Raw genomic sequence first — 13,145 nt, forward strand, 5'->3', positions numbered from 1 at the left:
TTAAGAGCAAAAAAACGGAGACCGAAGTCTCCGTTTTCTAAAGCTTATGTGTGACTTTCTCTGCTATAGAGAAAGGGGGATGATTACATCATGCCGCCCATTTCGCTCTGTGAACCCCGTCATACCGTATTATCAGGGCTTTGAGGTAACATCGCTGTCTACAAATTTGTCTACAACGGTGACTACATGGCACAGAACATCAATCGGCATCTAAAAAAGCGAGGAAATATCTGGTGGTATCAAAGACGTGTACCTGCAGCACTACAAGACAGATATCCTAATCGATCAATGATATCTGAAAGCCTAGACACTGGAGACTTGAGAGAAGCTCGTAGAAAGCGCGATATCATCAACGGCAGACTTGCAGAGCATGAGCTTGTTACTCCTGATGCCAGTCGTTATCGATTCCAAGAGCTTGTTCGCACACTTACGGAAGACAAAGAAAAATATCCTTATCAATGGGATGAACCCTACGACTATGACCAAATAGCAAAGGAAGATGAGGTCATGCTTCACGCCTTAACAACAGTTAACGGACGCAAAGACCAAAGTGCTCGCTACGCAATTACTCTCAAGCAGGCTACAGCACAATGGGTTAAAGACAACCAAGCATCTAAAAGCGCCGTAACTACAGCTAAAGTAAAACGTTCAGCAGATGAATTACTGAAGTACTTGGAGCACTACGATATCAAGCTGGGAGAAATTAGCACGCGTCATGTTTACCAGTTTATTTGCCACCAGCAACAAGCAGGATACAAGACTAGTACTATCCAAGGTAACATTAGTCGTCTGCGCTCCATCTGGCGACACAGTGCACGTATGGGCGAGGTCTCAGGTTCATCACCTTTTGATGGGCACGAGTTTGGCAAATCAGATACAGATAAAACCCAAGCCTTCACCGCTGAAGAATTCACATTGCTGCGCACAAAAGTAGCTGAGAGTGACTCAACTCTGCAGCTATTTTTCAAACTTGGAGCTTTCACAGGCTGTAGACCTTCAGAACTTACTAACCTACGTTGTGAGAACATAATTGTTAGCGATGACATTACTGCTATTTTCATCGAGAGAGGTAAAACCAACGCTGCTACTCGAACAATCCCACTCACCTCAGACTTAGGTGCTGAACTTAGACGCATCAAAGCTAACCAAGCTGCAAGCTCACTAGTTCTAGGCAGTGATGCTAAAAAGATGGGACGTCAGTTCTCTCGAATTAAAACCGAGCAAATTTCAGATAATCCCGCCAAGTGCTTCTACTCGCTTAGAGTGATGTTTGCTACTGCGCTACAGCAAGCAGGGGTCACTGAACTACACGCTGCAGCGGCGTTGTTGCCTAAATTAGTTGAACCTTTTCCAAGTCCTGTGATCTGATCATTTGAAACGATTGGAATGGTGGTGATATGGGTAAAGCAAACAAGAAGATAACTAACTGGACGGAGTACAATAAGGCTCTTTGTAAACGTGGTTCGGTTACATTCTGGATAGATGATTCAGCCGTAGATGCATGGCGATGCAAAACTCATCATGGTAAGCGTGGGAGAGGCTTTCAGTACTCTGATACAGCGATTGAAACCGCCTTGATGATTAAGGGCATCTTCTCTCTTCCTTTACGTGCTCTTCAAGGCTTTATCGACTCTATCTTTGAGCTATTAGATGTTCCACTAACGTCCCCTGACTACACCTGTATCAGTAAACGCTCGAAGACAGTTCAGGTCAAATATCGCAATAAATCGAGAGGGGCTATTCGCCATATAGCCATTGATTCTACTGGCCTCAAAGTCTTTGGTGAGGGGGAGTGGAAAGTGAAAAAGCATGGTACAGAAAAACGTAGGACATGGCGCAAACTGCACTTAGCTGTGGATGTGGATACTCACGAAGCGATTAGTGCGGAAGTCAGTCTTGTAAATGTAGGCGATAGTGAAGTGTTACCGACGTTACTCAACCCACTACGTAGAAAGGTCGCTGCCGTATCCGCCGATGGAGCATATGACACAAAAAATTGCCACGAGACTCTGAAAAATAAAGGCTGTACTCCGTTAATACCGCCTCGAAAGAATGCAGCTCTTTGGGAAGACGGTCATCCCAGAAACAAAGCGGTAATGGCTCTGAGAGATGGAACAATATCGGAATGGAAAACAGAGTCTGGTTATCACTATCGTTCAATATCTGAGACTGCTATGTCCCGATATAAAGGACTAACAAGCGATAAATTGAGCTTGAGATGTTACAACGCTCAAGTGGGCGAAATCATGGCGAATGTCAAAGCGATTAACAAAGTCATAGGACTAGGTATGCCCGTTAGAAGCTAACGGCTAGCTACATATGGTGTCGTTGATCTTCAAGCTGATTTGATCAACAACGCCCGCTGCAGCTCTACTCGGTCACAAGCGAGGGAATACAATGAGCTATGGCTATTATTCCAAAGGATACGAACTAGAACAGCTAAAGGAAGCCTACGATTTAGGGCTAACGAAATTGCTCTGGTAATGCCAATAGGGTTAGACCCTATGACAAAACCTTCCCAAAACAATAAAACCCACCCTAAAGACACACTCTGGGGTGGGTTTTCTGTTTGTCACAAGGGTATAATCTAACGATATAGATTTACTAGGCTTAGATTTTAAAATGAGTTCACCTAAAAACTTCCACCTTCTTGACCTATCTAGGTTTATTGCCGCTATGGCAGTTTTGTTTTGGCATTATCAGCATTTTTACATGATAGAGGGAGTTTCTTTCATTAAGCAAGAACAACCTTTTTATAATGTTTTTAGTCTATTTTATAATTATGGTAATATTGCCGTACAATATTTTTGGGTTTTATCCGGATTTGTTTTCTTTTTTACCTACAGTAAGAAAATAAGTTTAGGAAAAACACTACCATCTGATTACATAAAAGACAGGATAGCTAGACTTTATCCTCTGCACATACTAACACTTATAATAACAGCAGTTGCTGCATATTATTTTAATGAAAAAAATGGCTATTACTTTGTATATTCATTTAATGATTTAAAGCACTTCATTCTTAATGTATTCCTTATTTCTCACTGGGGCCTTCAAGATGGCTGGTCATATAATGCTCCTATATGGTCGGTATCTGTGGAAGTTTTTGCATATATAGCTTTTTACTTATACTGCAAATTTATTAAACTAGATTCAATTCAACTAATCGTCACATTGGCTTTAATAACTGCTCTTAATAGCTATATTAAGACTGATCTATTAAACTGCTTATATTATTTTTTTATTGGTGGCTTAACCTATCACGTATACAACCTAATACTTAGCTGCAGAAAAGACAGATTAAAAATAATCACTCTTACGTTGTTAGGTTTTGCACTTGCATCAACATCCCCTTACGGCCTTGAGTTTGCGCTACTAACCATTTTTCTAGCTTTGTTACAGTCACACAATGTAAACTATGGCAAAAAATACAAAACTCTAGGTGACTTGTCTTTCGGAATGTACCTTTGGCATTATCCTATTCAACTATTTTTCGTTTGCTTCGTTAGCCAAGAGCATGACTTTTATCAATCAAGAATAACAATAATAACATTTGTCACCATTACAATTATTTCATCAGCGATTAGCTTTAAATACTATGAAAAACCTGCAAAAATTAAAATAAGAAATTCATTTCGATAAGTTAAGGCTGCAGCATTGGCAGCCTTGTAAGTTATAATTTATTATTTCTATAAACACTTGATAAACTGATATTTAGTTCTTGAGCAACTTGCGGCTTACTCAAACCTTCGGATAGGAGTTTTATCACTTTTTCTTGCTTTGCTCTTGCAGTCGGCTTACGACCTTTGTACTTCCCATTACCTTTAGCGATCGCAATACCTTCGGCTTGTCTTTCCAACAGAAGCTGACGTTCAAAACTAGCTACTGCGCCTATCATAGTAAGCATCAAACGACCCGTTGGTGATTTCGTATCGATGTCGAGATTAAGTACCACCAGCGATACGCCTTTCTGTTCAAGATACTCAACAATCTCGAGAAGATGTTTTGTATTTCTAGCCAAGCGACAAAGCTTGGTTACCGTTATAGTGTCTCCATCTCGCACGTAATCAAGCATAGTAACGAGCTGAGGACGCTCAGCCTTAGCACCTGACTCTTTTTCTTGAAAGACCTTGTCACAAGCTCTCAGAGCCTCTAGTTGAGACTCTAGACTCTGCCCAGCAGTGCTCACTCGAGCGTAACCAACGTTAGCCATACTCACACCTCTTCATCCTGATTAATTTCCAGAATCAGAGATAAGACTGTGATAAGTAAGGTAAGAATAACTTTTAACGATATTTTCATGATTATTTCTCCGTAAGTTTTCATCAACTTACTTATAACAATCATATAGTTACATATTGATAGGCATATGCCGATATGTGCATATCCGTTCATTTGAGTGCTATCAACTTAAAATCTAGGTATGAATCACCAGACTTGGAGGAAAATATGCTAACTAACCGAATCACTCGTACCAAAAGAGAAAAAATAATCAGGCTGAGAGATGCCAACCTCACCCACAACGCTATCGCTGAAAGAGTGGGATGCCATCGCAATACCGTTGGCAAGGTTCTGAGACTGGCAGGCTTGAAATAGCTTAAACGGCTAAATGGAGCCGTTGTCCCTCACTGACTAACCGAAAAGCCGCATTTTTACTGGCCTAAAGCCGTAATTTACTCAATCTACCCCACTCTACCTTTCAATATATCTATATCTGTGTGCGTATTTATATTTGGAAATTGCAATGTTGCAGATTCCGTAAGTCATTGTTTTTAAATGAAATAGTAAGAAGGCCAGATGTAGCACCCATGTAGCACCACGTAACACTCTGTTTTAAAAGGAATTAGCATGACCCGACTCAAGAATGGCTACGGACGCCATAAGAAAAACATTCAGATTCTCAACATCGACAATCACATTGTCGCCAAAGTTGGTATCGGTAAGAACCAAACAACACTTATCAGCCTATGCGATATCGACATCCTGAAAGAACACAGTTTTCATGCTCACAAGCGTAAAGATGGGAAGTATGTTGCCAGAAGCAACAAAAACAACGCCTACCTTCACCGCTTACTGATGAATCCCGACGATGAACAAGAAGTTGATCATGTTGATGCTAACCCGCTTAACAACACCAGAGGTAATCTACGCCGTTGCACCACAAGGCAGAATAATCTTGCGAAAAAGACGCCTACGCTTAAAGGGTTTAGTGGAATTCACAAAAACAAATGGGGTTGGTATCAGGCTTTAAGTGGTGATGGGAAGAAATACGGAAAATTCGATTCAGCTAAGCGCGCAGCACAAGCTAGAGACAATATGATGCTTGACGATTACTTCCATAGCTATTCTGGAGAGGAACTGCATACCTACAGTTTCATTGATTGGAACTTCGAGAATCCCGAACGAGCAAATGAATCAGAAGACTTTCTGTTTGATGAAATTCAAGAGGCACAATGGCAGTCAGGACTGGTATTAGAAGAGAAGGGGTGGAGTTGCCATTAAAAAGGGATGCCGGCGTCTAAAACAGGGCATCCCTTACTGTCTACATTGATGTCTACATTGATGTCTACATTGATGTCTACATTGATGTCTACATTGATGTCTACACGTATTTTTAAGCTATTGTTTATTAATAACTTAAATCAGCATAGGTGGCTCACATCATGCCGCCCATGCCACCCATACCGCCCATGCCACCCATATCAGGCATTGCAGGAGCTGAATCTTGAGGCTTGTCAGTGATCATCGCTTCTGTTGTGATCATAAGACCAGCAACTGACGCTGCGAACTGAAGTGCAGAGCGAGTTACCTTAGTTGGATCTAGGATACCCATTGCAATCATGTCGCCGTATTCGCCAGTCGCCGCGTTGTAACCGTAGTTACCTTCGCCAGCACGAACGTTGTTAGCAACAACAGATTCTTCATCACCTGCGTTCTTCGTGATTTGACGGATAGGCGATTCCATTGCACGTAGTGCAACACGGATACCGACGTTTTGCTCTTCGTTGTCGCCTTCAAGGCCAGCAACTTTAGATGCAGCGCGGATAAGTGCAACACCACCACCAGCAACCACACCTTCTTCAACGGCAGCGCGAGTTGCGTGAAGTGCATCTTCAACGCGGTCTTTCTTCTCTTTCATCTCAACTTCAGTTGCAGCGCCCACTTTGATTACTGCAACACCGCCAGCTAGCTTAGCTACGCGCTCTTGAAGTTTCTCTTTGTCGTAGTCAGACGTTGCATCTTCGATTTGTTGACGGATTTGAGAAACACGACCTTGGATCATTGTTTCTTCGCCCGCGCCATCGATGATGGTTGAGTTTTCTTTAGTGATAGTTACACGCTTAGCTTGACCTAGGTCTTCTAGCGTTACTTTCTCTAGGTCTAGGCCGATCTCTTCAGAGATAACCGTACCGCCAGTTAGGATAGCGATGTCTTGCAGCATAGACTTACGACGGTCACCGAAACCAGGCGCTTTAACAGCAGCCACTTTAACGATGCCACGCATGTTGTTCACAACTAGAGTTGCAAGCGCTTCGCCTTCTACATCTTCAGCGATGATAAGAAGTGGACGAGATGCCTTAGCTACTGCTTCTAGAGTCGGAAGAAGTTCACGGATGTTCGAAACTTTCTTGTCGATAAGAAGAATGAATGGGCTTTCTAGATCAACAGAACCCGCTTCTTGGTTGTTGATGAAGTAAGGAGATAGGTAACCACGGTCGAACTGCATACCTTCAACTACGTCTAGCTCGTCTTGTAGAGCCTGACCTTCTTCAACCGTGATTACGCCATCACGACCTACTTTTTCCATCGCTTCAGCAATGATGTTACCTACTGTCGAATCAGAGTTCGCAGAGATAGTACCTACTTGCGCGATAGCTTTTGTATCTGCACATGGAACAGAAAGGCCTTTTAGCTCTTCAACTGCAGCGATAACTGCTTTGTCGATACCGCGCTTAAGATCCATTGGATTCATGCCAGCAGCAACGGCTTTTAAGCCTTCAGTGATGATTGCTTGAGCAAGAACTGTTGCTGTAGTCGTACCGTCGCCCGCCGCGTCATTCGCTTGCGAAGCCACTTCTTTAACCATTTGCGCGCCCATGTTTTGGAACTTGTCTTCAAGTTCGATTTCACGTGCAACTGAAACACCATCTTTAGTGATAGTCGGTGCGCCAAATGATTTGTCTAGAACAACGTTACGGCCTTTAGGACCTAGCGTTACTTTTACTGCGTCAGCCAGAACGTTTACACCTTCTAGCATTTTAATACGTGCGTCATTACCAAATTTAACGTCTTTAGCAGCCATCTTAATTTCCTTTCAAATTCTTTGTTTCGGGGCGTCTCAGCGTTATCGCGTCATTCTGAACAGTGAGGGACGAACGTGATTCAGAATCTACTCAAATCGCACTCTGTTTAGATTCCAGATAATTCGTTCCTCATTTCTGGAATGACGATATGAATCATCCAATACTGGCTCTGATAACTTTTACTGAGAGTTAAATGAAAAATAGATTACTCGACGATCGCCATGATGTCGTTTTCAGACATAATCAGAACTTCTTTGCCGTCGATTTTTTCAGTTTTCGTGCCGTAACCTTCAGCAAAGATAACGGTATCGCCAACTTTTACGTCCAACGGTTGCACTGAACCGTTTTCTAGAATGCGGCCTTTGCCGACAGCTAGAATGATACCGCGAGTCGATTTTTCTGCGGCAGAACCAGTTAGAACGATGCCACCAGCAGATTTAGATTCAACTTCTTGGCGCTCAACGATAACTCGGTCATGTAGAGGACGGATATTCATCGGTCTTATCTCCTGATAATTTCCATTTAAATTTTGATAGTTGCCACGATTAGCGTGGGTCAAACAATATGTTGGGGACAATGTGATGAATCCCAAGGGGGGAACGGAAAAATTGTGAGCTAAAGTGCAGATTCTCACCCCTCATCTTTCCCTGCTTTTCGTTTACTCGTATCCCGCATCTGTTTATCCTACGCTTTTGGTTTCTATCGGCGTTTTGCATGCAAGATAAGCACGGGCTATTAACTGCCCCAATTGAGAGTACATTGCGTACCATGACCATACCGACCATATTCGGTATGGTGGCGATCTTGATGTTTAACCTCGTCGATACTTTCTTCATCTCATTGCTTGGCACCCAAGCCTTAGCCGCGGTGAGTTTTACCTTTCCAGTCACCTTTGCCATCAACTGCATCACCATGGGGATTGGTATTGGCTTATCGACATGTATCGGTCGATTGCTTGGCCAAGGCAGCGCACAAAATGCAGCACGCTTTACCTGTCATGGCTTATTGCTAGCTCTGCTTCTGGTCGGCTGCGCGTCTACATTAGGTATTATCGCCTTAGAACCTATGTTTACCCTGCTAGGAGCAAAGCAAGAGTTGCTGCCGCTGATATCGGAATACATGTCGGTGTGGTATCTCGCGATCCCATTTTTGGTCATCCCCATGGCAGGCAACAGCGCCATTCGTGCCAGCGGCGATACTAAAACACCCGCCAAGATTATGCTACTGGCTGGCCTTATCAATGGCGTTTTAGATCCGCTACTCATCTTCGGGTATGGGCCTTTTCCTGAACTGGGGATTCAAGGCGCTGCGATTGCCAGTGGTTTCAGTTGGTTTGGTGCTTTGTGTGGCTCACTCTACGTATTGATGGTGCGAGAAAAACTGCTTGCGCCGCCTAAGCTGACAAACATCGTCAGTGACTGGCGACAGATCCTGAAAATAGGCACCCCAGCGGCTTTGTCTAACGCTCTGAACCCACTTGCCGGCGCTATCATCATGATGATGCTGGCCAAACAAGGGACTGAAGCCGTGGCGGCGTATGGCGCAGCGCAACGTATCGAGTCCATTCTTATCATTGTGTTGATGTCTCTTACTTCGGCGCTTACGCCTTTCATGGCGCAGAACTTTGGCGCAAACAACCCACAACGCAGTTTTAAGGCACTGTTTCTGAGTATGCGTTTTGCTGTGATGTTCCAAGGTTTGATTTTCTTAATGATGGTGCCGTTGAGCATTCCTTTGGCTGCCCTGTTCTCTCAGGAAGAATCCGTCCGAGGCATATTGTGGCATTACCTGTTAGTCGTGCCCTTTAGCTATGGATTCCAAGGCATTGTGATGATGCTGATCAGTGGGATGAATGCCATGCATCAACCACTCAAAGCCTTTCAATGGAGCTTCATGCGTTTGTTTGTCTTTACCTTGCCATTCGCTTGGATAGGCAGCCAAATTGATGGTGTCGAAGGGCTGTTTATAGGCTTAGCCTTGGGGAACATTGTCGGCGGTATTTCAGGGTACTTGTTTGCGCTTCGTGTAAGGGGTAAAGCAGATGCGGGATACGAAAAGATATAAGAGCAGATACGGGATGCGAAAAGATATAAGAGCAGATACGAGATGCGAGTAACCGTGATGCGAAAAGATTTAAGAGCTTAAGAGCAGTTACGAGATTCGAAGAGCTTGAGAGCAGAAAAAGACTAAAAAAAGGAAGATGACATGGAAGACACCACTTACAAAATGTTCTATGACGCGCCGATTGGCAAGATGATCATTGTTAGCAATGGTGTGTCGCTTATTGAAATTGACCATATAAATCACGAAGAGCTAATGATTAGCAATCCAGATGACCTTTGCCAACTGGCAGCGAAACAGTTAGATGAGTACTTCGCAGGTCATCGAATAGAATTCGATTTGCCATTAAGAGCGATAAAAGGCACTGAGTTTCAAAAAGTAGCTTGGCAAGCTTTAACAACCATTCCTTATGGCGAAACCATCAGTTACGGTGAACAAGCAAAGAGAATGGACAACCCAAAAGCAGTAAGAGCTGTGGGTGGTGCAAATGGCAAGAACCCATTTAGTATTGTTGTGCCTTGCCATAGAGTCATCGGCGCGAATGGAACATTAACCGGCTACACCGGCGGTATGAATCGCAAAGAGTGGTTGTTAGATTTTGAGCGTTCGATCTTAAATAAAAAGAAGTAAACCTTATCTCACTAGATCAATAATATAAAATTTCGCCATCAAGAAGCGCCATTATCACCAGACAACATATAGTCTATATTTAAAATTTCATACAAAGAGGTGATGGTAATGTCCACTGATACGATTGAATCTTATGAAGATCGAAAGCGTAGAGATGGAGCTATAGCGCTAATGAAACTATTATCGTTTTCTATTGATGATAAAAAACATGACCGAGTCAATTCAGGTACTCAGATTCGAGATAAACTGGCAAAACGTAAACAATCGGTTCAAGAATCAACATCACCGTTACGCTGATAATAATACGTTCGGTTACTTTAGTTTAATCCCATAAGTGTCAATATGGGCAAGTAACTCGCTTGATGTAATTCTATGCTTAACGAGCAAGTCAACCTTGAATGGAAGCGACGACTGTTCTAAACGATCTTGCAAGCCTGCGACGACACTTAACGAAATCCCATGCCCCTCGATAACAATATCGATGTCGGAGTTATCTTTATAAGTTCCAAGGGCTCTAGAACCGAATACCCAGGCATGAATGACTAAAGCATGACTCAAAACAATATCCTCAATCAACTGATACTGATGAGGCTTAAGGCCGACCGAGTCTGGTTTAACCAAATAACTATCGATCACATTTAACCTCTTGTTCGCATTGACCCTCTTGATCACATTTAAGCTTTAAATAGAGTGTGACTTGCCCTATCACTGGTGAAAATGACTCTAAGATCAGTGACTGAGCTTCAAGGACATTTTCCTCATCATAGGTGTGGGACAATAAATTTCGTTTTATGAGTGCTTCAAGCATAATCTCACACTGCTCCGAAGACAGGTGCTTAGCTTCTAAGGCCGTACGAAAAACGCTCCTCGGCGAAGCCACATCAAACCCTTCAAACTCAAGTAAGTCTTTAAGGGTCTTCCATGTCAGTTCGAAAGAAAATTCAAAAGTTTGTACTAACCCAGCGAGCTCTAACTCATTGTAGCTATCTTGTGAGCACGCTCTCTCAAGCCTTTGCTGCGCTTTCATTAAGTTTTGCAGTCGTTGCTTCCAACGGTCTGGGTTTGAGTTCATATAAACAGCCTAAATATAAGGTAAAAGACAAGTATAGTATGAGCCTTAAGCTACCTAATCATTCAAGAAATGTCACTCTTTCGATATTCATCAAAACTGTTCTTTTCGTCTTTTGTTTAAGGTCGTGCCCTTATGTTCTCCCCTGCATGTTTTTCTTACCCAATACCTGTCCTTAAGCTCTTCGCTACTCGTTTACCCGTATCTCACATCACGCATCCGTTCTTAAGCTCTTCTCATCTCGCTTACTCGTATCTCACATCTATAAAAAAGCCCGCACTTTGAAGTGCGGGCTTTCAAAATCGTTAAAGCTCAGTGAACCGCTGAGCCAAACAACTATTTAACTACTGACTATTTAACGATCACATCACCTGACATCTCAGCCGGAATTGCGATACCAGACAGAGAAAGCATCGTTGGTGCTAAGTCAGACAGCTTACCGCCCTCTTTGAACTCAACGTCTTTGCTGCCCACGTAGATAAGTGGCACTGGTAGGTTAGTGTGCGCCGTGTGGATGCCGCCCGTTTCTGGGTTAACCATCATTTCTGCGTTACCGTGGTCCGCTGTGATTAGCAGTTGGCCGTCAGCTTCTTTGATTGCTTCAACCACTTTACCCAGACATTCGTCTAGCGACTCTACCGCTTTAACCGCTGCATCATAAACGCCAGTGTGGCCAACCATGTCACAGTTAGGGAAGTTACACACGATAGCGTCGTATTTGCCGCCTTTGATCGCTGCAACTAACTTTTCAGTTAGCTCTGGTGCGCTCATTTCTGGCTGTAGGTCGTAAGTTGCTACTTTTGGAGAAGCAACAAGTTGACGCTCTTCGCCTTCAAACTCGTCTTCTTTACCACCGTTGAAGAAGAACGTCACGTGCGCGTATTTCTCTGTTTCAGAGATACGTAGCTGTGTTTTACCTTCCTTCGATAGCCATTCACCGTAAGTGTTCTCTAGAGAAGCCGGTGGGAATGCACATAGAAGTGGAATGTCTGCCGCGTATTGAGTCAGCATCACGAAATCGATCGCTGGGAATACGTTACGAGCAAAACCATCGAAATCAGGAACGAATGCACGTGTAATTTCACGAGCACGGTCGGCACGGTAGTTCATGAAGATAACCGCATCGCCATCAACGATAGCGGCAGACTCTTCGCCTTCAGCTTTGATTTCCGTCGCTTTTACAAACTCATCGTTTTCATCACGAGCGTAAGCCGCTTCTAGGCCAGCAACCGCTGTATCAAACGTGAATTCTGCTTTTGCTTGAGTCAGCAGGTCGTAAGACTCTTGAACGCGATCCCAGTTGTTATCACGGTCCATTGCGTAGTAGCGACCAATAAGCGAAGCCACACGGCCTTTGCCTAGTTTAGTGAATAGCTCTTGGAAACGCGCTAATGTGTTTTCTGCGCTACGTGGCGGTGTATCACGACCGTCTAGGAATGCATGCAGGTAGATTTTCTCTGCGCCACGCTCTGCTGCCATTTCAACAGCTGCGTAGATGTGATCTTCATGAGAGTGAACGCCACCTGGAGACATAAGGCCCATGATGTGAACCGCTTTCTCAGCTTTCACCGCTTTATCGATAGCGTTCACTAGCGTTTCAGTTTGGCCGAACTCACCATCTGAAATTGACTTAGTAATACGAGTAAGATCTTGGTATACCACGCGACCCGCACCAATGTTGGTGTGACCCACTTCAGAGTTACCCATTTGGCCATCAGGTAGGCCTACATCTAAGCCAGAAGCCGAGATTAGCGTGTTAGGTTGGTTAGCAATAAGACCGTCTAAAACTGGAGTCTTAGCGTTCGCGATAGCGTTGTCTTGGTTGTCTTCACGGTAACCGTAACCGTCAAGGATCACTAGAGCCATTGGCTTCTTAGCTGACATAGGACTGACCTCGTTCAATTCAAAATAAATCGGTATAAAAACAAATTAGCGTAATTTTACTACAGTTTACAGTCAAAACTGTAGCGGAAGATCAAGAAAGGGCGCAGGTAGGATGATCGAATGTGAAAAAAAGCGTCATTTGATGGTGACCAATGCTTTATTTCCAAATTAAAGTTTTTATAAATAATTCCGCAGAG

At 43.5% G+C, this 13,145-nt stretch carries 14 protein-coding genes; 8 read left to right on the forward strand and 6 right to left on the reverse strand.

The window, feature by feature from the left end; genetic code table 11:
* Positions 1-186 precede the first annotated feature (186 nt).
* From AB4486_RS19425 to AB4486_RS19435, 3 genes are all read left to right on the forward strand, one after another.
* On the forward strand, positions 187-1,368 hold the full coding sequence (locus tag AB4486_RS19425; protein WP_372118252.1) for a DUF6538 domain-containing protein: 1,182 nt from the start codon (positions 187-189) through the stop codon (positions 1,366-1,368).
* Positions 1,369-1,397: 29 nt separating this feature from the next.
* Positions 1,398-2,306 (forward strand): IS5 family transposase, encoded by a 909-nt coding sequence (locus tag AB4486_RS19430; protein WP_017065109.1) that lies wholly within the window; start codon positions 1,398-1,400, stop codon positions 2,304-2,306.
* Positions 2,307-2,622: 316 nt separating this feature from the next.
* Positions 2,623-3,642, forward strand: a complete 1,020-nt coding sequence (locus AB4486_RS19435) for an acyltransferase family protein (RefSeq protein WP_372118255.1) — start codon at positions 2,623-2,625, stop codon at positions 3,640-3,642.
* A gap of 31 nt (positions 3,643-3,673) precedes the next feature.
* Here the strand turns inward: AB4486_RS19435 and AB4486_RS19440 are convergent, their stop codons facing one another.
* On the reverse strand, positions 3,674-4,213 hold the full coding sequence (locus tag AB4486_RS19440) for a recombinase family protein (protein ID WP_372118257.1): 540 nt from the start codon (positions 4,211-4,213) through the stop codon (positions 3,674-3,676).
* 236 nt (positions 4,214-4,449) lie between these two features.
* On the opposite strand from AB4486_RS19440, the gene AB4486_RS19445 reads away from it, so the two are divergent.
* Positions 4,450-4,596, forward strand: a complete 147-nt coding sequence (locus AB4486_RS19445; RefSeq protein WP_372118260.1) for a helix-turn-helix domain-containing protein — start codon at positions 4,450-4,452, stop codon at positions 4,594-4,596.
* Between the two features lie 252 nt (positions 4,597-4,848).
* Complete coding sequence (locus AB4486_RS19450) at positions 4,849-5,502, forward strand: numod4 motif family protein (RefSeq protein WP_372118262.1); 654 nt, start codon at positions 4,849-4,851, stop codon at positions 5,500-5,502.
* A 154-nt stretch (positions 5,503-5,656) separates the two neighbouring features.
* Here the strand turns inward: AB4486_RS19450 and groL are convergent, their stop codons facing one another.
* Positions 5,657-7,303 carry a chaperonin GroEL gene (gene groL, locus AB4486_RS19455; RefSeq protein ID WP_372118265.1) on the reverse strand — a complete coding sequence of 549 codons (1,647 nt, stop codon included), beginning with the start codon at positions 7,301-7,303 and terminating at the stop codon, positions 5,657-5,659.
* Between the two features lie 206 nt (positions 7,304-7,509).
* On the reverse strand, positions 7,510-7,800 hold the full coding sequence (locus AB4486_RS19460) for a co-chaperone GroES (protein ID WP_010433998.1): 291 nt from the start codon (positions 7,798-7,800) through the stop codon (positions 7,510-7,512).
* 218 nt (positions 7,801-8,018) lie between these two features.
* On the opposite strand from AB4486_RS19460, the gene AB4486_RS19465 reads away from it, so the two are divergent.
* From AB4486_RS19465 to AB4486_RS19475, 3 genes are all read left to right on the forward strand, one after another.
* Positions 8,019-9,368, forward strand: coding sequence for an MATE family efflux transporter (locus AB4486_RS19465; RefSeq protein WP_065584506.1), 1,350 nt, complete (start codon positions 8,019-8,021; stop codon positions 9,366-9,368).
* A gap of 141 nt (positions 9,369-9,509) precedes the next feature.
* Complete coding sequence (locus AB4486_RS19470; RefSeq protein ID WP_372118267.1) at positions 9,510-9,995, forward strand: methylated-DNA--[protein]-cysteine S-methyltransferase; 486 nt, start codon at positions 9,510-9,512, stop codon at positions 9,993-9,995.
* Positions 9,996-10,166: 171 nt separating this feature from the next.
* The gene (locus AB4486_RS19475; protein ID WP_260302023.1) at positions 10,167-10,292 is read left to right on the forward strand and encodes a hypothetical protein; all 126 of its coding nucleotides are present in this window, start codon (positions 10,167-10,169) and stop codon (positions 10,290-10,292) included.
* A 15-nt stretch (positions 10,293-10,307) separates the two neighbouring features.
* Here the strand turns inward: AB4486_RS19475 and AB4486_RS19480 are convergent, their stop codons facing one another.
* The 3 genes from AB4486_RS19480 to gpmM form a co-directional block, all read right to left on the reverse strand.
* The gene (locus tag AB4486_RS19480; RefSeq protein ID WP_371725422.1) at positions 10,308-10,631 is read right to left on the reverse strand and encodes a nucleotidyltransferase family protein; all 324 of its coding nucleotides are present in this window, start codon (positions 10,629-10,631) and stop codon (positions 10,308-10,310) included.
* A complete protein-coding gene (locus AB4486_RS19485; RefSeq protein WP_017093683.1) occupies positions 10,621-11,067 on the reverse strand; it encodes an HI0074 family nucleotidyltransferase substrate-binding subunit in 447 nt (148 codons plus the stop codon). Before AB4486_RS19485 ends, AB4486_RS19480 begins: the two co-directional genes overlap by 11 nt.
* 348 nt (positions 11,068-11,415) lie before the next feature.
* Positions 11,416-12,948, reverse strand: a complete 1,533-nt coding sequence (gpmM, locus tag AB4486_RS19490; RefSeq protein WP_372118270.1) for a 2,3-bisphosphoglycerate-independent phosphoglycerate mutase — start codon at positions 12,946-12,948, stop codon at positions 11,416-11,418.
* Between the last annotated feature and the right edge of the window lie 197 nt (positions 12,949-13,145).

Source organism: Vibrio sp. 10N.222.55.C6, from assembly GCF_041473395.1.
In the GTDB taxonomy this organism is placed as follows: domain Bacteria; phylum Pseudomonadota; class Gammaproteobacteria; order Enterobacterales; family Vibrionaceae; genus Vibrio; species Vibrio crassostreae_C.